Source organism: Micromonospora sp. ATLC16, from assembly GCF_057196645.1.
The window spans coordinates 12,421-35,408 of the sequence record NZ_JBXUOW010000053.1 but is presented as its reverse complement, the minus strand read 5'-3'; the positions used below and the strand labels follow the sequence as shown (position 1 = coordinate 35,408).

Genomic DNA, 22,988 nt, shown 5'->3' with positions numbered 1-22,988 from the left:
AACCATGCCCACAACCGGCTCCGCGCGGTCGGCGAACGCGGCAACAGCCTACTCAAGATGACCTTCAAAGCCCTACGCAACGTCAGCCTCTGCCCCTGGAAAATCGGGAACGCTGCGGCCCTGGTCATCCTCCACATCGAGCACGGCCGGACCACCTAAAAGCAGGCACTACACACAGTCGCGCACCGTTACTCGGAAAGGCTCAATGGCAAGCGGTGGCGTTCATAAATCAACTGCATCGCCATAAAGATAAAGGTCTTGCCGCAGCCGCCCGGAAGAACAAATACACCATCTCGATTCCGAGTGACGCGCCGTGCGGCAGGCCAGGGGTAACCGTAAAGCTCCAGCAGCTGCCAGAGTTCGAGATCGCGAAATCGGCGCCGCACATTGCCGGTCTCCTCGCCGAGCACATCAAGGTTCCGCTTATAGGCACGCATCTCAACGGGCTTGATTGCGCTGTATCGATCATAAAGATCATGACACTGCGAGCACAGAACGATCAGGTTGCGGAAGCTGTCGTCAGCAGACCTTGCGCGCGACTTGATATGGGCTATTTCCACTGGCCATCGACGGCAGGTCGGGATGGCACATCGATGGCCCGCCTCCAACAGCAGCTCCCTACGCAGCCACTCCTGAAGGTGAGGTCGAACCGACACGAGGGGCAGCCTACCGATCTCCGCATCCGTCGAACAGCCGGAAGAACTATCCGTCGCCTACGAATTCGTACACTCCGCCAGGAGAGCTGGCTGCTGGGCCGGCTGTTCCGGCTCGCCGCCGATCAGGGCATTCGCGGGCTCGTCGCCTTCTCCGACCCGATGCCCCAGGACAGGCGACGCTTCTACGGCGGGGACCTGAACGCGGAGAGCTTGCGCTTCACCATGGGACGCATCCTTGCCGAGGTCGTGCCCGTCATCCGGCCCGAGACCGAGCAGCTCACGCTCTTCGACGCGCCGGCCGGAGCGCCGGCATGACCGTCGACACGGTCCGCCACGTCACCGTTCCAGCCGCCGGCGTCTCCCCGCGACGAGCTGACGAACTGCTGGTGTTCCTGCGGAAGCAGAACCTGACGCAGTGGCCCCCACCGCCACCAACGATGCAGGAGCGTCGCGCCCGCTGGGACGCGCACGTGGCCCGGTTCGGCCTCGGCCCCGAACGCGTGGAAGCGCCATGGGGGCCGGTCACTCCCTGGACCGTCAGCGAGTTTCATTCCGACGCCGCGCGCCGGACCACCTTCTACCTCGGGGTGGGGCATCCCCATTGGCTGAACGAATCACCCGTGCCGCTGTTCCTCTCGGCGACAACGCTGACCCGCTACCGGCGGCGCGGCGACGACTTCCCGGTCCGGATGAACGGGGCACCGTGGGCCGGCGACTCCGGCGCCTACGCAGCGCTGATCCTGCGCGCCGACCCGGAGGGACATCCCTGGTTCGCGCACCCGGACGAGTACGGGGCCATTTGGACCCGCTTCCAGGAGGACGTGGGACCGCCCGATGTCGTAGGCATCCAGGACTGGCCCTGCGAACCGCAGTGCCTGCGCCGCACCGGAGCGACCGTGCGGGAGCATCAGGAAGCGACCCTGGCCAACTACCTCTACCTGGCCGAACAGTTCCCCCACGTCCCGTGGCTGCCGACGTTGCAGGGGTGGCATCCGTGGGAGTACGTCGAGCACCATCGCATGTACCAGGCCGCGGGGGTGGACTTGGCCGGCATGCGTGTCGGCGTCGGCAGCCTGTGCCGGCGCGGCTCCCAGCGCGAGGTTGCCCGCGTCCTGGGCACCCTCGCGCCGCTCGGCATGCGGATGCACGGATTCGGCGTGAGCATCAACGCGCTACGGCTCGTCGGCCCGCTGCTGGCCAGCTCCGACAGCCAAGCCTGGTCAGCAACCGCCCGGAGAGAGCGCATCCGCCTGCCCGGTTGCACCCATCTGAGCCGTCCGGACCCGCTGACCCGCTGCCGCGTACCCACCGACTGCCGTAACTGCTTTCGCTACGCCTTGGCCTACCGGGAGGAGGTGATGGACGCACTGCGGTACGCCGCACGCGCTACGCCCACGCCGTCCACACCGCTGGTCGACCTGCCGTCAGTCCCGCCCCTGACGTCGCTGGGCGGCCGGCGTAGAACATCGCCCCGGCGCTCCCGTCCCCGAACTCCGCACCCCGACCAGCTCACGCTTTTCGATGACCCGGGCGGCAACACCGACTAAATGCGGTATCATTACAAGTCATGCCGGAGCGGTGCTGCCGGCCCCCGACGTCAAGTCCTCGGGAGAGACCTCATGCCAACGCGCGTGACAAGCCACCTCGACGGTGCCGGCCGCCTCGGCGGTTGGCCTGGTGACCCGCTCGCTGCCGCCGACCTCGGTGAGGTGTGGCTGCACCTGCCGACCGGGACTGCCGGACTGATCGGGATCCGTCCCCACCACGACAACGGCCCGGTCCCGGCCCGCGGGTTCAGGTTGCTGGAGGCGACCACGCCGGTACCGCTACCGGCCGGGCATCCCTTCGCCCGGCGGACGACGGCCGAGGTGGAGGCCGCGTTGCGCGCGGAGGGCTGGCGCGTCATCAGCCGCGCCGACGCCGCCACCCGGCTTCGCGCCGCCGGATATCGGCTCGGCACCCGCCGGGCCGCCGGTCACCTGCTCTACGCCGACGACGCCGACGACACCACCTGGAGGGAGCACTGCTCCGGCTACTGCGTCAAGGCGTTCACCGCGCCGATCCACCCCCCGCCCGGCCAGCCGCCGGCGCGCTGAGCGGCGCCAACCGCTGCGTGCGGTCAGGGCGACCCGCCGGTCCCGGCCGGGAGAGGAAATCCGGGCACCGTACACCAGGCGCGTTACCCGTAGCGCTGCCGATAACCCGTAGCTCTCACGATGAGCCGGATGATCACTCACCGTTGGTGCCCCATCCGGCCCGTAAACGCAGGCGGTCCCGGCCGGTGGAGGCAAGCCACCGGCCGGGACCTTGATCGGACAATGGAGGTCCGACTGATGACAGACCTTACGGCCCCGATACCGCCGTTCCCTCGGCCCCGGATTCACCACCTGCCGCCAGGGCCGGTGCCGATGCGCGGGGTGCTGGAAGGCCCGGTGGCGCGATGAGCACCGACCTGACCGACCTGGCCAGGGCCGACCGGCGGGTCGCCCGTGAGCTGGCGACCGCTGAACGGGAGCGGCTGGTCGGCGCGCAGCGGATCGCGGACGAGGACGCGGCGGTGCAGCGACGCCTGCGCGAGCAGGAAGGGCGGCTGCGACTGGATGACCAGCGCGATCGGCAGAAGGCTGACCGCGCCGAGCGTCGCCGCAAGGAACGCGAGGACAAGCGCGAGGCGAGGCGCAAGCGGCGGCAGGCTCGTCGGCAGGATACGGCGGCGTGGTACGCGCGTCGCGTCGAGTACGTACGGGCCAACGCCGCCTCGGTCTACTCCGGCGTGATCTACGGCCTCGCCGTAGCGGGCGCCGTGTATGGGCAGGTCGACGCTGCCAGGATCAACGGTCTGCCCACGCCGATCGGCGTCGTGGCGGCGGTCGCCATCGAGGGCACGGGCCTGGCAATGGCCCTGACCGCACAGCAGCAGCGACTCGCCGGGGAGCGGGCGCTCGCAGCGCGGGCACTGATCTGGATCTGCACGGCGGCGGCGGTCGCGATCAACGCCATCGGCCACCACACCGACCCGGTCAAGGCGGTCGGGCTGTCGTTTCTCTCGGCGCTCGGCATTATCGTCTACGAGGTCCGCAGCGGAGCCAAGCACAGGCCGACGCTGCGCGAGCGGGGCATGCTGCCGCCACCGCCGGAGCGGTTCGGCTGGCGGCGGTGGCTGGTGGCCCCCCACTCGACCCTCACCGCCTGGCGGCTGGACGTGCTAGACCGGCTGAGCCCCGGCGCGGCGGCCCTGGTCGCTCGTGCCGAAGCCGCCCGCCGTGAGCGCCGCCGACACGCCGCCGTCGAGCGCGACCGGGAACGGCGGGAGGCACTCGCGGCAGATGTCCGGAAGCAGGCGCGCACCGCCGCCCGCAACGCTGCCCGTGCCGGGGAAACCGGCAAGGCCCTGACGATGCTGCTGCACCTCGCCCAGACCGGCACCTCGGTACCGTCACTGGCGCTACCCGGGCCGGCGCGCAAGGAGTTGGAAGCGGCGCAGGAGGATGCCCGCCTGGCCCGCGTGGCGCTGGCGGAAGCGGAAGCGCGGCTGGCCGCAGAAGCGATGCGGCGCGCTCAGGCGGAAGCGGAAACCCGGGCGGCGCGGCAGGCAGCGGAAGCGGAAGCAGCGCGGCGAGCGGAAGCAGCCGAGGAGGCGCAACGAGCGACGCGGCGGGCGGAGCACGAAGCGGCCCTGCGGGCGGCGGCCGAGGAAGCAGCAGCGACTGCCCGAGCGGAAGCGGAGCAGGCGGCTCGGGGCCGGGGGCAGGCGGAAGCGGAAGCTCAGCAGTGGCGCCGGCGCGGCGAGCTGGCGGAAACGGAGGTCGCCAACGTCCGGCTCAAGGGCAGGGAGCAGGCGCGGGTACAGATGGACCTGGAGGTGCGGGCGGCAACCGTCGAGCGTGCCCTCGCTGACGAACAGCATCGCCGCGAGGCCGCGGAGGAGCAGCTTCGCGGGCTCATGGAGCGGATGTCGCCGCGCCGTCGCCGGACGGCGTCGAACGCGCCAGCGGGCGAGCCGCTGATGTTCGACGGGCGGCCGGTGCCGCAGGTCGACCGGGTCAGCCCTGCCACCGTCCTGGCGGTGCTCGAAGCGCACCGGGATCACCCGGACGCGAAGCAGCAGGAGTTGGCGACCTTGGTGGGCGTCACCGACCGGACGGTTCGGAGCGTGCTTTCTGCGGCATCGCGGAAAGAACTCGTCACCGCCGGCACCTGACCTGCAAGTCCCCGCAATTCGGCAACGCCTCCCGGTGTCAGTCCGGGAGGCGTTGCCCGTACTTACACCGAGCGCGGATGCAATCTCCTGCCCGCACAGCCCCGTTGGCCCCATTGGACCAGCCGCCCGGCCAGGCCAGAGCCGAGCCTTCGCCGGGCGCCTGCGGATGCTTATCGCGCCTGCCCACGTTTGCGGAGGACGGTTCATGATGCGTACTGACGTGGTGCTTCCGGAAGCAGCGGAAGTAACCGGTGACGTTGCTGCCGGTACAGTGACCCTTACCCGCGACCGGGGCCGCCTGGCTGCGGCGAGCGGAAGCGGAAACGGCTGCCGGGCGGGCGACGCCGGGGCAGATCGGGACGTGAACGCAGGGGGTTGCGTGGAGCTACGGGTGGTCAACGACCGCCTCTGCACGAACCGTCGCGGGGCCGCGGAGTACCTCAACCGGAGCTTGGAGACCATCAACCGGGTCGCCTCACCGAAGCATCGTCCTACCACCGGCTGGCGCGAGCCGGTCGACGTGGTGGACGGCCAGGAGTGGTACGCGCTCGAGGATCTCGACGTGTTCAACGCCTCCTACTTTCAAGTGAAGCGGACCGCTCGCATGGCGAGGGTGCACCAGGTCACCCTGGAGGGCGACCCGGACGAGCTGATCAACGCCAAGGAATTCCGCACCCTGATCCGAGTCACCCACGGAGCCTGGTCCAAGTACGTGGAGAAGAGCGTCCCGGCCTGGGAGGAGGACCGGGACGGCTACCTGATCAAGCCAGATCTGGAAGAGCCCGGCCGTCGCGGGGTCATCCGCTCCTGGAAGCGTCACCGTGTCGAAAGCTGGATCAACAACCGCACTGGTTCGGCGTCGAGCACCGGTCGGCCGAAACAGAACGCGCAACCGGACGCCGGAGAATGAGCCCGAGCTACCCGTAACACCGCGGCTGGCTGGGGTGCCGGGCCTCCTGGCCGGCTGCGCTACGCCTAGCGCAGGACATCGCAGGGGTAGCCCCGGCGCCACCCCGTCATCGGCACCGTCGCTGTTGCCGCAGGCCCACAGGTCAGCATGAGACAGCAGCGGGAGGACCTACCGATGACGACCAGTACCGCGACCACACCGCAGCCCCAGGTCTGGACGGAGCAGGCGGTGCGCGCCCTCGGCATGACCACCGACATCGAGACCGCCGGGGAGATCCTCGGCATCGGCCGCACGAAGGCGTACGAGCTCGCCAAGACCAACGAGTTTCCGGTGAAGATCCTCCGCATCGGACGCCGCTACCTCGTCAGCGTCCCGGCTCTGCTCAAGCTCCTCGACGTTGACTAGCCACGCCCCGATCATTCGACATAACGCGCGACGGCACCTCGTGGGTGCCGCGATCCGCGGTGCATACGCCGCGCACGACGTCACCGACTCGGCACTCTTTGAAGAGGCGCAGCGCCCGGCAGTCCATGAGGACCAACCGGGCGCTGCGTTGTTTCGGTCACGTTCTTGGTCTCAGTTGCTGGCCGCGAGGCCCTAGCCAGACTGCCCTTCGTCGGTGGCAGCCGCGAGACCCGCGAGCGCCGCCGCTCGGACATCGCGCCACTCCCGATGGCGTCGTGCGGCGACCTCGGGCGCAGCCAGCTGCACGAGGACGTGGTTGCCGAAGGTGCCCCGGCCCCGGATGGCAGCCGCCAGCTCCTTCTGCTTTTCTGCGATCTGATTCCTCAGGTCGAGGAGCGCGATATCGAGGGCGAATAAGTCAAGGGCTTCGCTGTCGAAGTACAAAATCCCGCCGGCTGGGTAGAAGACTCGCAGTCCAACCGCATGTGTCTGGCCATTCGACGCTGATGGCGATATCAGGGCGGTTCCGTCTGAGATATACCAGTCGGATATGCATGTTACCCCGCCAACCAAATGCTCGTCGAGCCTCTCGTCGTAATGCTCGAAGGCGTTGCGTACCGCGGTAACTGAGAAGAGAGGGGAGGATGCCTCGATCCCAAGCAGGGTCCGGAGCCCTTCACCCCGCTCCTTGGCGTACTGCTTGGTCTGTCCGTTCGTAAGCCCCTGGTACTTCCCCTTAGTGGTGGGCTGCAGGGTGCGCGCCACCACGATGCATGCGAAGAGCGCCGACTGCAGCGCTGACCAGACTCCCGGGTCCCGTACGTCTTCGGTGGCTAAGCCCCGGGTGACGGCAAGCGTGATTCCATCGCTACCCATGCGAGCCTGGCGGTCAAGTTCGTCCAGGTAAAGACTCTTTGTCGCAGCTTTCTTTGATTCCTCTGTTGGGAAGTCAACGGTTGCTAGAGGCATCCTGAGTCCATGGCTCATTTCGTGATGATTGCCGCCTCTGCCGGGTCGCGCAAGACGAATACTTACTTCTGCCATAGCAGCCCGCCGACTTGCTCGGCGATGTCCCGGCGTACCTGGGCGGTGAGGTGTTGGTATCAGGCCGCCATCGCCGAGTTGAACCCATGATGCCCATTACGGCCCGCTCCGCTAGGCGAGGATCAGCAGCACCGTGGCGGCGGTCTGTCGAGCGTCGTGTAGCCGACCGTTTCGCAGTCCGGCGAGCCGCAGCAGCCGCTTCCACTCGTCGTGGTCGTTACGCGAGTTGACCGGGCCGCCAGCGAACAGCCGCCAGTCGACACCCTCGCATAGCTGGGCGGCGGCTGCATGCTCCTAGTCCTGCTCGTCGCGGTGCTCGCGGAGCACGCCGTCGGGTAGCCCGATGCTGCGCCGACCGGCGTGAGACTTGGTACGGCTGGTCTCGGCGTGGACGCGGCCGCTGGACCCAAACGTGGCGTGATCGGAAAGCTCCGCAAGCATGGATACTCGACGGCGTGGCTGCCGACGCGCTTGACACGGAGTATGAGAACGGTGTGGCCGACGTACTGGCCTACCTGGCCGGTGACGCCGCCGTGGTGGAGCGAAACATCCGGATGCCAGGCAAGAGGAGCGGCAAGCAACGCCAGATTGACGTCAGGGTCACCGGGGCCCTGTTCGCGTCCGGCAACGCCACGATGGTCGTGGACTGCAAGCGGTACACGAAGCCGCTCGACGTCAACCACGTCGGAACGTTTGTCGGTCTGGTGGAGGACGTCGGCGCTGACATGGCCTGCTTGTCAGCACTGTGGGTATCAGTCCGGCCGCCAAGCAGTACGCAGATAACGTCCGCGGCATCCGGCTGGACATCCTTCCCATCGAGCACCTCGCGGCATGGTCGCCCCGGGGAACCGTCAGCTTCGACTATGCCGTTCCGGAGGAGCTCTTTCCAGAGTCGGTGCGAGCCGTCAGGCGGGCCGGATTTCGGGTTCGGCCGATCAAAGTGGATGAGTGGCGTGGCGATGTCGGGATCGGTCTCAGCGCCTTTCGCCACTTCGGTGTTTTGAGCCCGTCTGGCGAGCAGCAGCAGCAAGCGCGGAAGCAGCTGGAAGCGGTCCTGCGACGTGTGGGCGTGTCGGAGCCGGTGGAACTGGGGAACGGGGTCGTCGCCGGCGGCGGCACCCCGGGCCACCGCTGGCTGGAAGTCAGCCTGGCGGGCGTCCCGATCGGTCTCAAGGTTTTAGTCTCTTCTGAGGGGGAGATCGCGACCGAGCTGGACTGCGTGGCGACAAGCTTCTTGGAGGGAGTACCGCGCGAGCAGTTGGACGTTATCCGCCCTGCCATTTGGCCGATCCCGACAATGTTTCCGCGTTGGTAGCCGAGTGAGAGGATCGTGGCCAGCCGTAGCTCAAGATCAGGACGAGGCGCTGGCGGTGCAGGCTGGTCTCAATCGTGGTCTCGTTCGCGTTAATTTGCTGGTGCCCGCTGGGTTCGTCCGAGGGCGTCATGGGGCAGACGCAAGGAGTGCACGATAGGCGTAGGCGGTCAGCCGGAGCACTGGCCGTTTGCCCGTAGCCGCTGCCGGTAGCGCCGGCGGAAACCCACGCCGCGCAGCGTCGCCGATATGGAACCCGAGCATCACGATCCCTGGAGCGAGGGCAACCAGCGCGCGATGGAACGGCTCATGGCCCTCGGCGTACTCGTCGAGGCCGGGTCGCGGCTGGCCGCCGAGAACGCCCGGGCCAAAGCCAACCGAGCCGAACAGGAACTACGCGACCAGACACGCCGGGAACAGGACGAGCAGAAGGCGAACCGGAAAGCCGAGCGGCTCGCCGCAGCGGACGCCTCCCGACGCAAACGGGAATGGGCCCGTCTCGCCGGGGACGAGGGCCGGCTACGCGGCTACCTTGCGGACCTGCCCGTCGTCGAGGTGGCACGGCACTGGGGACAGGCGGCCCAGGACGCCGACCGCAATCCCACCGACGCCACCGTGCTGACCGCCGCCGAAGAGGAACTGCGCCGCCGCGCCCCGAGCCTGATCGACTTCTACCACCGGGGCCGCGACGCGGGCCTTTCACGCCAGGACGCGATGGCGGACGCGGCCCGCTACGTCTGGTCCGGATCCGGCCCTGCCCGGCCACATGGCGGCCGGCCCCCCACCGCCGGCGCGCTCACCCAAGTTGGTGAAGAACTCGACCAGGAAATCACCCGACTCGCCAGCACGCTGGACCCGGTTGGCCGGGCACGACTGCTGCGCAACCTCGAAGACAGCGGCTGGTCCGCGCAGTCACTCGCCCACATCGAGACCCTCCTCGACCGGGCCGAGGCCGAGCAGCGCACCGCGGCCACCACCGCAGCCACCCCTGACGACCCCGCCACCGCCGTCAACGAACACCAGACGGCTCGCGCCGCCGCCGCAGCGGCAACCGGCCGCGCCGGTGACCTCGCCGCCGATGCCAGCGCCCACGACGCGACCGCGTCAGCGGCGGCACGGCTGGCGGCCGTGTCCTTCGCCCTGCCCGCGCAGCGGGCACTCACCGCTCACCCGAGTGCCATGCCAGCCCGTACCCCGACCGCGCATCCCGCCCCGAGGAGGACCCGGTGACCAGCCGCCGTGACGAGGACCTGGCCGGAATGGTCGCCGCCTTGCAGAACCAGGTCGCGGAACTCACTCAGCGGCTCGACGACCAGGCACCCGGTGCCACCGAGGCGCCGGCCGCCTTGAGGTTCCCGACCGTCGAAGCCTGGGTCACCGGCTTGTTCCTCCCGATGTTCGCCTGGCGTGTCGACGGGCAACGCTGGCACTGGTGCCCGCAGTGGTGGCGCCACGCAGAGGCTATCTGGCGCCTCGAACTGCTCTGGCGCTCCTGGGAAGTCAGCCGTCTCGCCCCGACCGGCATGTCCGGCTGGTCGGTCGAGGTCGACCGGCACATCCACGAACTACTCGGCGACAGTGGACCCTTCAAACAGTGCCGGGCCGCCGACGAAGACCGCGCTGCCCGTCACACCGACCTGCCGTCGGCGACCGCCGACTCCGCCCCCGACGGGTGGTGGGACTGATGACCGCCCCGATCCGAGCGGTCGCGTTCGGCGGCGGCGTCCAGTCGACGGCGCTGCTAGTCCTCGCCGCCACCGGAAAGATCAACTTTCCCACATTCCTCTTCGCCAACACCGGTCGCGACTCCGAGGACCCGGCAACTCTGGAGTACCTCCAGCGGTACGCCAAGCCGTACGCGGCGGCGCACGGCATCGAGCTTCACGAGCTGCACCGCACACGCCGCGACGGCACCGTCGAGACCCTGTGGGGCCGACTCACCCGCGAGGGATCCCGAAGCCTGCCCATCCCGGTTCGCATGTCGAACGGCGCACCCGGCACAAGATCATGTACGGCCGACTTCAAGATCAAGGTACTCGGGAAGTGGCTGAAGCAGCACGGCGCGAGCCGTGACAGGCCGGCGACGGTGGGCATCGGCATCAGCCTGGACGAGATCGAACGGGTCAACAGACGCCAGGCGATGCCGTACGAGATCCCGGTGTACCCCCTGCTTGACCACGAACCTCCACTACGCCGCCACGACTGCGCGGGCATCATCGCCAGGGCGAAACTCCCGGTTCCGCCCAAGTCCGCGTGCTGGTTCTGCCCTCTTAAGACGCCCCGAGGCTGGGGCGAGATGCGGCGCGATCGGCCGAGCCTGTTCCACTCGGCCTGCGACCTGGAAACTCTCCTGAACGCGCGGCGGAGCACGCTCGGCAGAGATCCGATCTGGCTGACGCGATACAACCGCCCTCTCGCCGAAGCGATCCCGGAGGCGCAGCAAACCCTGCCAGGGCTCGACCTTGAACCTGGCGACGGCCTCTGCGACAACAGCTCTTGCTTCACCTGACCAGCGCCGACAACTGCTCGGTGCGAGCACCCGAGGGCGGATGCGACGCCGCTTCGGTCGGTTATCCACAGGGCTTCGCTGCCGTTGTGGACAGAGTTCTGGGCCGTGGGAAGGATCCGGGAATGGACTACATCACCGCGCTGCAGCAGGCCATCACTCGTGTGGAGGAACGGGGAATCGTCGACGAGCCGGAGGCGCAAGCCGGCCTGCGACTGGCCTGTCTGGCCTTCGACTCTCCGGATGTGCCCTCCCAGCAGTGGGCTCTGCTCGGGTTCGAGTTGCTCACCGCGCTCGCCGAGCTGTACCCCGAGCCGGCGCCGATCGCCGTCACCGTCACCACGGCGCGGTCCTCGATCACGTCCACTGCAACGCAACGGACCCTCATCCGCCTCGTCTCGGTGCTTGGGGACGGCTACGACCAGGCGAGTCAGCAGCCGGAGGTGTCGGTCCAGCGCCGCTTCGCGTACGCCGCGACAGCCGAGCGGTTGAACGCTGCGGTGCGAGGTTTGGTGTGACGTACGGAGACTGGCTGTCGCGGGCGCACGACGAGTTGACCCATGCGCAAGCACGCCTACCGTCCGATCCGGCGGTCACCCTCGATGACGTTGGCGCGACCGTCGTGGCCCGGCAGCGGGTCTATGCCCGGCTGGCCAAGCTCGTGGAGCTGGTCGTCGGCGGCCAACCGGCTCGTGCCGACATCGACCGCAGAACCGTCGATGTCGCTCTGCGGATGCAGGCGGGGGATCGCACGACACGGCTCTACCTGGGACTCACCGCTGCAGCTCGCAGCGACCGGCAGGCTGCCCCCGCCACGGCCCCGATCTGCCGGGTCGGCCGCCATCTGGAGTCGGCGGCGGAGGCGATCGCGGTGGCCGGGGAGATTCTGGCTGCCCACGCGCCGCCGGCCCGGGAGCCGCTGACGCCGGAGGGCGTGGCGATTCGTGCCGGTGCCGGGCGGAAAGCCGGCTTGGCCGACATCGCCGTACTGACCACCGACATGCTGGCCATCGACGCAGGGCTACCTGAGTGGCTGTCCGGCAGCCATCGACTCGCGTACGGCGCTTTCGAGACAGTGGCGGACGAGGCCCGCTGGACCAGCAACGGCTACCTGACCGAGGTCGTGCACCAGCTGATCTCGGACGCCGGCGACGCTCCATCACTGCTGGACCTGCTGGAACCGCCACCACCGGTCCCGGCAGGTCGCCGGGCGATCAGCGATGGCGCGTCGGCGCTGCACTCGCTGGTCGCGACGCGAGACTGGATGCACCGCAACCCCGGCGAGGTGCGCGTCATGCACCTGGCCAAGGCGACCCAAGCGGCACTCGCGGTCAGCGCACTCGCCTCACTCGGCGCTGTTGGAGCGGACTGGCGATCGTGGAGCGCAGCGGCCCACGCAGCCGGTCAGCTACACGGCACGCCCCCACACGGCCCGGCAGCAGCGCAGACAGCCCGTGAGCTTGATCTGGTGACAAGATGGGTCCGTCCCGGGCCACCGCGACCAGGCCATGTCACCAGCCGTGGGTCCCGACTCGAAGCGATCGACAAGCTGGCGGCGGTGCTCCCGTCACTGTCGGAGGTTCTGCGTGTGGCAACCCAGACGGCCGCTCGAAACCGCCACTTCTTCGTTCTCGGCCGCCGGCAACTCGAACGCGTACCCAGGTCGCTCGTGTACCACGCTGTCGCACGATGGTGCATTGCGCAGCCAGACGACGAGCAGGTCTACCGGTTGAGGTCAGCGCTCGCCGCTGTGGGCGTCTCCGCACTCGCATCGGCGCCGCCGCACCTACCCCGTGCCGCACCACGCCTGGCGAAGCTCGCCTTCGCGGCGGCGCCGGTCGACGCCGAGCCGAGCCAGCAGGCGAAAGGCGCGATAGACCGGGCTGCATGGGAGGTTTTGCCACGTCCGAGCCGCCACGATCATTCGCGCCGGTGAGTCGATGTGGCCGGACAGGTTGGTGTGAGGTTCCGCTCGCCTCAGCGGTCCGAGTCTCCGGGAAAATCGGGTGCAAATCGTGGGCAGGGCGCTCTAGGCTGTTCTTCGTAAGCTTCCGGAGTAAGGGCCCTACCGGGTGCGCAACCGGTGGATCGCCCAGTTCCTCTGGCCCGTCTCCTCTGCGGGGCGGCTACGACGCCGGAAGCAAGGCTTTCAATCGGTCCCCGGGTTTTTCCCGGGGACCGATTGCGTTTTCCGATCGGACGCACAGGGCCGCAGTCGGTCAGCGTCGCCGGCCGGCGGCCGGCTGACCGAACCCTCGCACCGACTCGGCCTGCGGCGTCGTGACCGCCGCAGGACCGGTTCCTGCATCCGTGAAGGAGGTCTTGGCCAGGGCCGCCGGGGATCCTGACGCATTCACCGTCGCGTGGGCGTTGGTTCTGGTCGTGGTGACCAGAGCCGGTGGTGCGGATCGGGCGTGGATGAGTAGGACCGTCGCATCTCGCGCGTTGTGCTGCCCGACCCCGCGGGCGAGCCGGTCGGCGCTGGCTTGGGCATCGCTCATGCCCGCCAGCTCTGCCGCGAGCTGGCGCTCGGGGATCGCGCGGTGCACGCCGTTGTTGCACAGCAGCAGCGGCCCTTCGTCAAGAGGGCACACGCTGATGTCGCCGGCGCGGACGCTGGAGGTGAGCAGCACGTCCGCGATACCGGGCGATGGGTGCTCTCCCTGATCGCGGCGTTGCCGGGCGGCGGTGTGATCGGCGGTGACCTGGGCAAGTTGGCCGGCGCGGATGGTGTAGGCGCGGCAGTCGCCGGTCCAGGCAAGCTCCCACCGTACGCCGTGACGGTGTGTCGGGGATGGGTACGCAGAGACGACGAGCAGGGAGGCGTCGCCCGCCTGGCGGGGGTGGACCCCGCTGTAGAAGGCATTGATCGCTGCCCGCGCGGCGTGCAGCCCGGCCGCTGGCGTGGAGCGCAGGCTGACCGTCGCCGCGATGTCGGCCGCCATCTGCGCGGCGGTCGCGGCCTGCGCGTGGCGGCCGATGCCGTCGGCAAGTGCCCAGACGGTGATTCCGCTGCTCGGGTCGTGGCGTGTGATCGCAGCAGTGGTGCTGGCGCGGCGACTCCCCGTGTTGTGAGCTGTGGCCGAGACGGTGATGTCCGTCTCGGCTACGCCATGAGAAGGGCTGGAGGGCGTCGGGACCTCGGCTGGTGGGCCTGCCGCCGGTTCATCAGCGGAGGGCGGGGCGGCCGTGTCCGGAGGAGGGTCGGTTCCGCCGGGGGTGTCGGTGCGGGCACTCCATGCCTCGATGACCCCACGCGCGACGTCGGTCGAGGCCAGGCCGAGCCGCTCGGCGGCGGCTTCGGCCATGTCACGGGTGGCGTGCGGCGCGTCGACGAACAACTCGGCGATAGCCCGGTAGGCGGTGATCCGATCTTCGACGAATCGGACCGGATCGGTGATCCGCTTGGTGGCGAACAGCCGGTCGATCGTGTTGGCCATCTGGACCTGAGCGAGGGGTTCGACGGCACCGATGATTTCGCTGATCGCCCAGGCGGGATCCATGGCGCCGAGCATGTCGGCAGGGTCCTGTCCCTTCGGCAGGCGTACTCCGGAGACCTGGCCGGGCCATCGAGAGGCGACCGGGTACACCCGGTCGGCGGCTCGACGTCCAGCGTCGTCGCCGTCGAAGGCCAGGATCAGGTGGGCACCTGGCAGGGTTTGTTGGATCAGGTCGAGCTGATCTCGGGTGAGGTTGGTGCCACACGGTGCGACCGCGTACAGCGGCTGCGTCTCGGGGATCGCAGCGTGCGCGGCGGCCATGCGGTGCATCGCGAGGACATCGGCGGCGCCTTCGACGACGAACACGATCGGGTCGCCGACACCGGCGGGGCGGTTCGCGAGCTGCTGGCCGAGACCGTACAGCAGCAGGCGTTTGCGGTAGATGGCCGTCTCCGGCGTGTTCAGCCACTTGGCCTCGGCGCGTCCGCCCAGGTCACGGGCGGTGAATCCGACGACGCGGTTGTGCACGTCGGCCACGGGGAACATGAGCCGGTCGCGGAAGCGGTCCAGCAGGTGTCCGCTCCTGTTGTGGATGAAACCGAGTCCGGCGCCGGTCACCTCCTCGTCGGTGAATCCCGCTGCCCGGAGGTGGGTGGCCAGTTCGGTCCACCGTCCCGGTGCGTAGCCGACCTGCCAGGGGCCGGTGGGGTCCGCTGCGGTGTTGATGCCGTGGCCGTGCAGGTAGCGGGCCGCCTTGCGCGAGACAGGCAGCCGGCTGGCGTAGAACTGGGCGGCGGCGGCGTTGACCGCGTAGAGGCGTTCCGGCGGCAGGGCGGGCCGTTCACCGGGCATCGTCGGCCTCCGTGGGTGTGGCCGACGCAACCGTGCTGTCCGTGTCCGCCCGCAGCGGTGCGAGGGTGTGCACATGCACGAGGTGGGACAGCGCCCGCAGCTCACCGGCAAGCTCGTCGATCTGCCGTTGCAGGTCGGTGAGCATCGCCTCAACCCAGCGCAGGTCGGCCGACAGCCGGGAGGAGTGGCCGCTCATGACAGGTCTCCGCGGTCGGTGGAGGCGGTCTTGTCCGAACCCGACGGACCGAAGTGGTCGGCACCCAGGTCCGCGCGGGCGGTGCGGGTGATGGCCTCGACATTGGTGGTGGTGTCGGCGCCGATGATGTCGGCGTGGTCGCCGCGATACCACGGCATCAGGTCGATCATGGCGGCTCGGGCGCCGGTCGCTAGCAGGATCGCCCGCCCCCGCTTGAGGGCGCGGAGGTCGCCCGGTTCGAGGATCCGGCGGCGTTGAGCGCTGGTGGAGTAGCTGGTGTGACCGTTGCCGTCACGGTTGATCGAGGTCGTCGCGACGTCGTGGTCGCCGATCAGGCGGGAGATGTCCTCGGCGTGGCGGGCGTCGTCGAGCCCGGCGCCGATGAGCTTGACAGTGGCGGCGGACCAGAGGGCCGTCATGCCGCGCTCGCCCCACACGCCCTGGCCTTGGGCGATGTTCTGGATGATGGTAATCGGGATGACCCCTCTACCGCCGAGATGGCTGTAGAGCTGCGGCAAGTCGTTGATCTTGCAGATGTTGGCGGCCTCGTCCAGTACCGCCAGGACGGGCGGGTCGATGCGGCCACCTGCGGCCTCGGCGTGGACGACAGCGGTGCGGAACACGGCGTCGGTGAGCGCAGCGACCAGGGGAGCGGCGGCGCCCGCGCCCTCCTTGCTCAGGAGGTAGAGGGTGTCGCGGGAGCCGGGGAACGTGGTCACGTCGAGCCGGTCCAGGGCGCTGGTCGGCGGTGTTACCCAGGCCATGATTTCCGGATCGGACAGACACCGGGCGGCCGTACGCGCGGTTTCGTAGACGCCGTCTCTGGTTTCCGGGGCTCCTCCTTGACGGCCGGCGAGCGACCGGGCGGCCTGGGGGTACCCGGCGGCCCGCAGTAGCGTGACCGGCTCGCGGCTGGTCACGTCGGACAGCCAGGCTTGCACGTCGGTGAGCGTGCCGCCGGAGTTGGCGGCGGCGAGGAAGAGGCACGTGAGCAGGTCGCCGGCGGCCAGCGGCCAGAACGGGTCGGAGGAACCGACGCCCCGGATCTCCTGGATGAAGTGGTCGGCGAGCCGTGCGGCTTCCTCAACTCCGTTGACGGTGGCCAGGGGGTTCCACCACAGGGTTTGAGGTTGCCGGGTCACCCGCTGTGGGTCGAACGTCCAGACCCGGCCGACCCGCTCGCGGGCTCGGGCGGTGGCCGCCCACAGGTCGGACCGGTTGCTGGTGGCGAGCACCGGTCCCGGTGCGTCCAGGATCGGGGGCACGGCGAGGCTGGTCGTCTTGCCGGCCCGGGGCGCCATCACGGCGAGGAGCACGTCTTCCCAACTGGACCGCAGGACCGGCCCGCGGCGGCGGCCCCCGGTGACGAGTCGTCCAAGCGCGATGCCGATCGCGGTGGCGGGCACCTGCTTGGGTGCACGTCCGGCGAGGCTCGGCCGTAGCCGCTGTGCCCGCGCAAGCGCGGTCGCGCCGATGAGTTCGTCGACGTCGCGAGCGCGGGCGAGGGACGGCAGTGGGTCTCCGGCCTGCGGTCGGCGGGCCTGCCACCACGCCCACGCCCAGAAGCCGGGCACGACCGTCGTGGCGAGCAGTAGCGCGTAGAGCAGCGCTACCAGTAGCGGTGGCACGCCGGGCCACAGATGCTGCCAGTCCTGGTCAAGCAGGCGCTTCGTGAACTCCCAGCCGAAGGATGGGCCGGTGTCCCAGGGGCGGCCGGCGGCCACGGCGGCGAGGCGGCCGGCGATCCACGCCAGCCAGGTCAAGGCCGCGGTGGCGGCGCAGGCTCCCAGGATCAGCCACGGGGCTAGGGGGTATCCGCCGGCGCTACCGCGTGGGTAAATCGGCTGCTGGTTGCGGATGCCGCTCATCGGGCACCTGCCCGTACGGCGGCGTCTGTGTCGTAGAGGGCGAGTTCTTCGCCGACCAGGTGCAGCGCGACGGGCATTCCCGCCCGCTCGCCGGTCTTAACGAGGTACTTCCCGCGACCGGGATGCATGGCGCCGGGCACCAGCGCTTCCGGGGCGGCCCAGGACGCGACCATGTCCCGCTCGGGCACGGACAGCCGGACCATCTGGCTGATCCGGTCCAGTTCCCGGCCAGGCAACGCGGCCAGGACCTTGATAGCGCACCGTTCGGCCATGCCGCGTCCCTTGGCGCGGTCCTCGTCGCTGGCCAGCGCGTCCAGGTCGTCCAGCGAGTGGGTGAGCATGATCTGTGCGACGCCGAGGTTGCGCGACAGCCGGGTGAGCGCGTCGGCCGGCTCGACCAACCCGGGCGCTCCCCGGAGCGCCCGCCACAGCTCGTCCATGATCGCCAGATGCCGCCGCCGGGGAGCGAGGCCCTGGTCGGCGAGCACGGCGGCAGCGTCGATGACGGCGTACCCGTAACTCCAGGTGGACAGCATCGACGCGGCGACCAGCTTGTCGCCGGCGGCGGCCACCCGGGAGATGTCGATGCTGACCGCCTTGGCGGACAGATCAATCGGGGTGGAGGTGGCGGAGTCGAAGACACCGGCGAGCGTGCCCTCGCACAACAGGCGCAGGGTGGCGACCAAGTCGTCGATCCGGCGGCGGTAGTCGGCCGCCGAGGTAGCCCGCGCCGCGGCGCGGATCGTGTCCGGTCCCTGGTCAAGCACCGCGAGCACGTCGGGGATCACCGGATCTCCGGTGCGCCGCTCGGCGAGCAGGTCGACGACCCTGCCGAGGACGACCTCCTCGGTGTTGCTGACCTGCCCACCGTCGCGCACAAGCGTGCACAGGGCGATGAGCAGGGTCAGCCGCCGCCCGCGTACCTCCAGGCGAAGCTGGTCGGCGTCGGGTCCGCTCATCCGCGACAGCACGGTGCCGAGCGGACCGGCGTCGAGCGGGTTGATCCGGTCCAGGCCCCTGCCGACCCGAATGACCTGACCATCGAGGTGCTGCACGACCCGGCTGTAGTCCGGCTTCGTGTCACCGAGGATCAAGATCTGGGCACCGGTGGCGGCCATTCCCATGACCAGCCGCTTGGCCAGTGCGGACTTGCCGGCACCCGGCTGGCCGAGCACGAAGACACCGGTGTTGGTGATCAGTCCGGCGTTGAGCCACTCGAACGGGTCGAGCAGCACGGACTCACCCCAGAGCTGGTGGCGGCCGATCGGCACGCCCAGCAGGGGAGCGCCGCTGCCGGCGGTGAACGGGTACAAGCCGGCGGCCTGCACGGTCGTGGCCTGGTACTCGGTACCGGCCGTTACGTGGACGGCGCGGCCGGCGCCCGGTCGACGCCATCCCCAGGCCGGGGGGATCGGGCCGAGCGCGGTCACGTCAATATCTGCGAATGCCATGGGAGTGCTCCTGGAGAGAGGGAAGATCAGTTCGGCCACTGCTGGGCCAGCACCGGCGGGCAGATCCCGGCCGGGAGGGTGACGGCGAACCCGGCCGCCTGGGAACGCCACAGGCGGCGAAGCCGCACCTTGCACGTCTCCGCGCGGCTTTCCACATCCGCGACGGCTCGGCCGAGGTCGGCGGGATCGAGCACGGTGGTGGTCACCCAGAGGCTGATCAGGCCGACACCTGCGCCGAGCGCTTCTTCTCGTGCGGCTTGCGCGGCCTGCTCGTGGTCGGCGATGTCCCGGGCGGTCGGATCGAGCTTGCGGGCTCGCCGGTAGGCGGACCGGAACTGGGCGGCGTTGACCTGCCGCTCGACCTCGCCGGCGGCTTGCCCGGCGGTCATCGGGCGGTACAGCAGCGTGACCCGTTTCGGCTGCTCGCCGCGGGCGAGCAGCCGGGCGAGCACGTGGTGCGTGACCGGCTGACGCGGTGCCTCGTGCCACGCCCAGGTCACACTGGTGGCGCCGTCGTGCTCGTAGCGATCGGTGTGCTCCTCGGCGGCGACCGGGCCGGCGTTGCTCCAGTCCAGCAACTCGGCTGCCGCGTCCGGCGCGGCGCTGAGCAGCCGGGTCACCTCGCCTCGACTGGTCGGATCGAAGGCGTGCCGCACGATTCCGGCGATCTGCGCTGCTGTCGCCCGCCCCAGCACCGTCAGCCCGCACCCGGCCAGCGCGTCCTGCAAGCCGGGCAAGGCGCGATCGACCTCCGCGAGACAGTCCGGCACCGTCTTGGGACGGGCCGGCGACGCCGCCGGCTCGAAAGTGATCGACACGGTCGTTTGCACGTCAGCGGCGGCCTGTGGTGCGGCGGCGATGAGCTGCTGGATCACTCGCACCGCTGCCGCTGGCCCGTCCGGTGCCAGCCGGCCGGTGATGTAGTCAGCCAGCCGGGTGCCGGAATCCGGCGCGGTGTCCACCGTGACCGCGACCCATCGCACGATCGGCACGTGACCTAGGCCGGCCAGCCAGCCGCCCCAGTTCGACACCCAGGCGGTCGCCGCCTCCGGGTCAGCCAGCCAGGTCGACTGCGCGGCGCACCGCAGCGTGACGGTCATGGTCCTGAGCCGACGATGCCACACCACGCCGTACGTGCCGCCGTGGCCGTCATCGACGGACAGCAGGACGGTCGGGGCGAGCACGCCCGGCAGTTGCCAGGCGTGCTCCTGCGCCGACATCACGCCGCCGCGGAAGCTCGTGCGGCCCCGGCCGGAACCGGCGACCCAGCGGAAACGCTGCACGAGCGCCTGCGCCAGCGACACACCGTCCCACTGAGCGACGTTGCCGACGATGACGATCAGGCAGACGGGGCCGACCACCGCGAGAGCGGTCAGGCTCACCGACACCGTGATCAGCGCGACGGTCATCGCCGCGAGCACCACCATCGTCTGACCGAAGCCGAGCCCGAACATGCCCAGCGGTCGAGCGCGACGCCAACCACCGTAGGTTCGTGTCTCCTCGGCCTGAGCGTTCGTAGGCATCCTGATCACCCGGTTTCCGTCGAACGGGACGCGGTGCTCGCCGCGGACTTGACTGCTGCCCCCGCCACCTGCGCGCCGACAACGACACCGGCGACGACAGGCGCGGCAGGGCCCGCTGCGGCGGACGCCCCGACCGCACCGGCGCCTGCGGCACCAGCGCCCGCACCGGCCGCGGCGCTGCCGCCGGCCGTCGTCGTCGCCGTCGTCGTAGCGCTGCCGGCTGAGGCGCTCGCGGTGGTGGTTGTCGCGGTACTCGCCGAGGGGGCGGCACCAGCGGTGGGGGAGGGGCCGGTGAATACCGGTGGGGTCGGTCGAGGCGTGCCCGATCCGCTGTCGCCGCCGCTGGGCTGCGGCGGGTACCGGCGGTCCATGTCCCGGGCATAGTCCGTCGCGGACATGCCGGATGAGCCGCGTCTCGACGCGACCGCGTGCAGCCCCGCTGCGCCCGCCGCAGCCAGCATGCCGGCGGAGTTCCCGGTGGTTTGTACCGCGCCGACGGTCCAGTTGAAGAACCGCATCATGGCCGGCAACGCCACGAGCGTCATGCCGAGCATCCCGGCGCCGGTGAACCACGTCGAGATGTCCCGGTTCTGCGGATCGCCGATGAGCATGAACGCGACCGCGTAGCTGGTGGCGGCGAACGGCTCGTAGAAGACCATCGCGAGCAGCCAGCCGAGCACCCGCTTCAACCAGTTACTGGTGGCTGCGGTGAAGCTGCCGCTGGCGGCGAGTTGCAGCATTCCGGCGAGGATGATGATGGCGCCGTTGCGGAACAGCAGCAGCATCGCCTGCACGATGCTCGCCACGAGCACGACCATGCCCACGACGACCACCAGGACGCTGCTGATGCTCGGTCCCGCCGGAAGCAGCAGCATCTGCATCCGCGCGGCCAGTGCGTTGGTCTTGCAGCCCGGGTCGACGCCGAGCCCTGGCGCGCAGTCCATACCCCAGGTGAGGACCCACTCGGTGTAGGACTCGCACGCCCGGAGCAGCATCTGCGTGCCGGTGAGGCTTACCGCGCCGAACAACGCGGTCGTGAACAGCCCTTTCACCACCGCGACGAGCGGTTCCCCCTTGCGGTTGATAATCAGCAGGAGGGACTGCCACATGATGCCGCCGACCGAGACGATCAAGGCGAACGGCAGCATCCACCGCTGGAGAGTCTGTGCCGCTGGCGCATGCTCGACGTCGACCGGCGGCAGGTACAGCCACCACGTCACGGTCGACGTGATCAGCGTGGACTGGGCCTGGCTGATCAGGTCGGCAAGCTGGCCGATCATCGTCTCGGCCACGGCGCCAGCGACTTCCGTCGCGCCCTCTTTGAACTGGCATTTGAGATCCCATGCGTCGCACATGGCTACCTGCCCGGCAGCGGCGTGTAGCTGCGGACGACGGCAGGGCCGACCAGGGCGCGGACCGTGGACCAGTCGCCCCGGGGCGGGGCGATCAGACTCCAGTCCGTGCCCGTCCAGGAGACCTGCACCACCGTGGCCGCGCGGGCGACGCCACCGTTGCCGTCCGGCGCTTCGATGAGCAGCCGCAGGCTGGCCGCCTGCGGGCCGTACGAGTCGATGCGGACCCCGGCGATCGAGGCGTAGATGGGAGACAGCGGGTCGCCGTAGGGAATCTGCAACTGCTCCTGAGCCACGGCGTAGTCCTCGGTCACCGCGTCGATGTATGCTGCAACATCCGGCCCGACGACCTGCTCACGCAGCGTCGGTTCCCAGATTCGGGGGCCCACCTGCGGACTGGTCCGCACCAGCAGGTGCAGTGCGGCGAGAACGGCACCGGACGGTGTCTGTGCGAAGCCTCGCGCTCGCCCAGCGGAGGAGTCGCGGGGACCCGCGGTGGCGGAGACCGGCAGATCCAGCCCCGCCACGGTGGTCCAGGTCAGGTCGGTAGGCCATGAGACCTCGACGGCCACCTGCTGAGGTACGTCGGACGCCGGAGCGTCCGCCGGCGCGTTTGCCTCGGTGAGTGGCTGCCCAGGCGAGGCGTGATCGTTCCGGGTGTCGTCGCCACTGCGGGCGACCGCAACCGAAGCCAGCACAAGCAGTGCCAACCCGACGGCGGCGACGACCATGGGACGGATGCGGCGGCGGGGCGCCGTGTGCGAGATGCGGCGGTTCACGTGAGTGCCACCCCCGCGATGCCGGCGGCCAGACTGGTCAGCGCCAGTCCGGCGAGCACCCAGGGCACGCCTGCGGCGCCATCCACGGCGGTCTGTGACCGGTTACGCCGTCCGATGATCATCATCCCGGCGCAGATGAAGAAACCGAGGACGCCCGCGACCAGCAAGATCCACTTTCCCCAGCTGAGGAAGCTGGTGGCTACTGCCTCCATTCCGGGCGGTGCCGACGGCGCCGGATTCGGGGCGTTCGCGGCGAGCGCCGCTTGGCCGGCAACGACGAGCTTGAGGACCATGTCGATCTCCTCCGACAATCGAAATGCGGCCCGGTCGGGGCCGCTGCCGGAGACGTTCGTCGGGGTGCGGAGCCGTTACGGTTACCGCCGACGTTGACGGGAGCGCTGCGGGCGCTACGGGTAGCGGCGGTCCGCAACTGCTCCCCGCTGCTGCGCGCGGGTGTCCGGCGCGACAGGGCTCATCCGCGATCTGTTGAGCA

The 22,988-nt window shown here is 69.7% G+C and carries 22 protein-coding genes and 1 pseudogene; 13 read left to right on the top strand and 10 right to left on the bottom strand.

All coding sequences use genetic code 11. The features are described from left to right. Window positions 1-159 (top strand): annotated as a pseudogene (locus AC2CHE_RS20250) (IS5/IS1182 family transposase); the annotation flags it as partial. 29 nt (window positions 160-188) lie between these two features. Here AC2CHE_RS20250 and AC2CHE_RS20245 read toward each other — a convergent pair. Further along, window positions 189-560: an HNH endonuclease gene (locus AC2CHE_RS20245; protein WP_484506451.1), complete on the bottom strand. Its 372-nt coding sequence runs from the start codon at window positions 558-560 to the stop codon at window positions 189-191. A gap of 255 nt (window positions 561-815) precedes the next feature. Here AC2CHE_RS20245 and AC2CHE_RS20240 point away from each other — a divergent pair, with 255 nt between their 5' ends. The 6 genes from AC2CHE_RS20240 (at window position 816) to AC2CHE_RS20215 (ending at window position 6,172) form a co-directional block, all read left to right on the top strand. Further along, window positions 816-971, top strand: a complete 156-nt coding sequence (locus AC2CHE_RS20240; RefSeq protein WP_484506450.1) for a hypothetical protein — start codon at window positions 816-818, stop codon at window positions 969-971. Next, window positions 968-2,203, top strand: a complete 1,236-nt coding sequence (locus AC2CHE_RS20235) for a deazapurine DNA modification protein DpdA family protein (RefSeq protein ID WP_484506449.1) — start codon at window positions 968-970, stop codon at window positions 2,201-2,203. Before AC2CHE_RS20240 ends, AC2CHE_RS20235 begins: the two co-directional genes overlap by 4 nt. Window positions 2,204-2,275: 72 nt before the next feature. After that, window positions 2,276-2,752, top strand: coding sequence for a hypothetical protein (locus tag AC2CHE_RS20230; RefSeq protein WP_484506448.1), 477 nt, complete (start codon window positions 2,276-2,278; stop codon window positions 2,750-2,752). A gap of 344 nt (window positions 2,753-3,096) precedes the next feature. Continuing rightward, the gene (locus AC2CHE_RS20225; protein ID WP_484506447.1) at window positions 3,097-4,857 is read left to right on the top strand and encodes a DUF2637 domain-containing protein; all 1,761 of its coding nucleotides are present in this window, start codon (window positions 3,097-3,099) and stop codon (window positions 4,855-4,857) included. A 361-nt stretch (window positions 4,858-5,218) separates the two neighbouring features. Further along, window positions 5,219-5,767: a hypothetical protein gene (locus AC2CHE_RS20220; protein WP_484506446.1), complete on the top strand. Its 549-nt coding sequence runs from the start codon at window positions 5,219-5,221 to the stop codon at window positions 5,765-5,767. A 174-nt stretch (window positions 5,768-5,941) separates the two neighbouring features. Beyond that, window positions 5,942-6,172 (top strand): helix-turn-helix domain-containing protein, encoded by a 231-nt coding sequence (locus AC2CHE_RS20215; RefSeq protein ID WP_484506445.1) that lies wholly within the window; start codon window positions 5,942-5,944, stop codon window positions 6,170-6,172. Window positions 6,173-6,364: 192 nt separating this feature from the next. Here AC2CHE_RS20215 and AC2CHE_RS20210 read toward each other — a convergent pair whose 3' ends face one another. Next, window positions 6,365-7,141 carry a hypothetical protein gene (locus AC2CHE_RS20210; protein WP_484506444.1) on the bottom strand — a complete coding sequence of 259 codons (777 nt, stop codon included), beginning with the start codon at window positions 7,139-7,141 and terminating at the stop codon, window positions 6,365-6,367. 820 nt (window positions 7,142-7,961) lie between these two features. On the opposite strand from AC2CHE_RS20210, the gene AC2CHE_RS20205 reads away from it, so the two are divergent. The 6 genes from AC2CHE_RS20205 (at window position 7,962) to AC2CHE_RS20180 (ending at window position 12,970) form a co-directional block, all read left to right on the top strand. After that, on the top strand, window positions 7,962-8,531 hold the full coding sequence (locus tag AC2CHE_RS20205) for a hypothetical protein (protein WP_484506443.1): 570 nt from the start codon (window positions 7,962-7,964) through the stop codon (window positions 8,529-8,531). Between the two features lie 246 nt (window positions 8,532-8,777). Beyond that, entirely contained in the window at window positions 8,778-9,758 is a 981-nt protein-coding gene (locus tag AC2CHE_RS20200; RefSeq protein WP_484506442.1) for a hypothetical protein, read from the top strand. Continuing rightward, on the top strand, window positions 9,755-10,213 hold the full coding sequence (locus tag AC2CHE_RS20195; protein ID WP_484506441.1) for a DUF4913 domain-containing protein: 459 nt from the start codon (window positions 9,755-9,757) through the stop codon (window positions 10,211-10,213). The genes AC2CHE_RS20200 and AC2CHE_RS20195 overlap by 4 nt, the downstream gene beginning before the upstream one ends. Continuing rightward, entirely contained in the window at window positions 10,213-11,037 is an 825-nt protein-coding gene (locus AC2CHE_RS20190; RefSeq protein ID WP_484506440.1) for an adenine nucleotide alpha hydrolase family protein, read from the top strand. The genes AC2CHE_RS20195 and AC2CHE_RS20190 overlap by 1 nt, the downstream gene beginning before the upstream one ends. 122 nt (window positions 11,038-11,159) lie before the next feature. Continuing rightward, entirely contained in the window at window positions 11,160-11,552 is a 393-nt protein-coding gene (locus AC2CHE_RS20185) for a hypothetical protein (RefSeq protein WP_484506439.1), read from the top strand. After that, a complete protein-coding gene (locus AC2CHE_RS20180; RefSeq protein ID WP_484506438.1) occupies window positions 11,549-12,970 on the top strand; it encodes a hypothetical protein in 1,422 nt (473 codons plus the stop codon). Before AC2CHE_RS20185 ends, AC2CHE_RS20180 begins: the two co-directional genes overlap by 4 nt. Before the next feature lie 283 nt (window positions 12,971-13,253). On the opposite strand, the gene AC2CHE_RS20175 is transcribed toward AC2CHE_RS20180, so the two are convergent. The 8 genes from AC2CHE_RS20175 to AC2CHE_RS20140 form a co-directional block, all read right to left on the bottom strand. Further along, window positions 13,254-15,326 (bottom strand): toprim domain-containing protein, encoded by a 2,073-nt coding sequence (locus AC2CHE_RS20175; protein ID WP_484506437.1) that lies wholly within the window; start codon window positions 15,324-15,326, stop codon window positions 13,254-13,256. Then, window positions 15,316-15,522: a hypothetical protein gene (locus tag AC2CHE_RS20170; RefSeq protein WP_484506436.1), complete on the bottom strand. Its 207-nt coding sequence runs from the start codon at window positions 15,520-15,522 to the stop codon at window positions 15,316-15,318. Before AC2CHE_RS20170 ends, AC2CHE_RS20175 begins: the two co-directional genes overlap by 11 nt. Further along, complete coding sequence (locus AC2CHE_RS20165; RefSeq protein WP_484506435.1) at window positions 15,519-17,390, bottom strand: type IV secretory system conjugative DNA transfer family protein; 1,872 nt, start codon at window positions 17,388-17,390, stop codon at window positions 15,519-15,521. Before AC2CHE_RS20165 ends, AC2CHE_RS20170 begins: the two co-directional genes overlap by 4 nt. Then, window positions 17,387-18,841, bottom strand: a complete 1,455-nt coding sequence (locus tag AC2CHE_RS20160; RefSeq protein WP_484506434.1) for a hypothetical protein — start codon at window positions 18,839-18,841, stop codon at window positions 17,387-17,389. The genes AC2CHE_RS20165 and AC2CHE_RS20160 overlap by 4 nt, the downstream gene beginning before the upstream one ends. A 26-nt stretch (window positions 18,842-18,867) precedes the next feature. Next, window positions 18,868-20,364, bottom strand: coding sequence for an SCO6880 family protein (locus AC2CHE_RS20155; RefSeq protein ID WP_484506433.1), 1,497 nt, complete (start codon window positions 20,362-20,364; stop codon window positions 18,868-18,870). Window positions 20,365-20,369: 5 nt separating this feature from the next. Beyond that, complete coding sequence (locus AC2CHE_RS20150) at window positions 20,370-21,656, bottom strand: hypothetical protein (protein WP_484506432.1); 1,287 nt, start codon at window positions 21,654-21,656, stop codon at window positions 20,370-20,372. 65 nt (window positions 21,657-21,721) lie between these two features. After that, a complete protein-coding gene (locus AC2CHE_RS20145; protein ID WP_484506431.1) occupies window positions 21,722-22,495 on the bottom strand; it encodes a DUF8175 domain-containg protein in 774 nt (257 codons plus the stop codon). Further along, a complete protein-coding gene (locus AC2CHE_RS20140; protein WP_018790585.1) occupies window positions 22,492-22,788 on the bottom strand; it encodes a hypothetical protein in 297 nt (98 codons plus the stop codon). Before AC2CHE_RS20140 ends, AC2CHE_RS20145 begins: the two co-directional genes overlap by 4 nt. Between the last annotated feature and the right edge of the window lie 200 nt (window positions 22,789-22,988).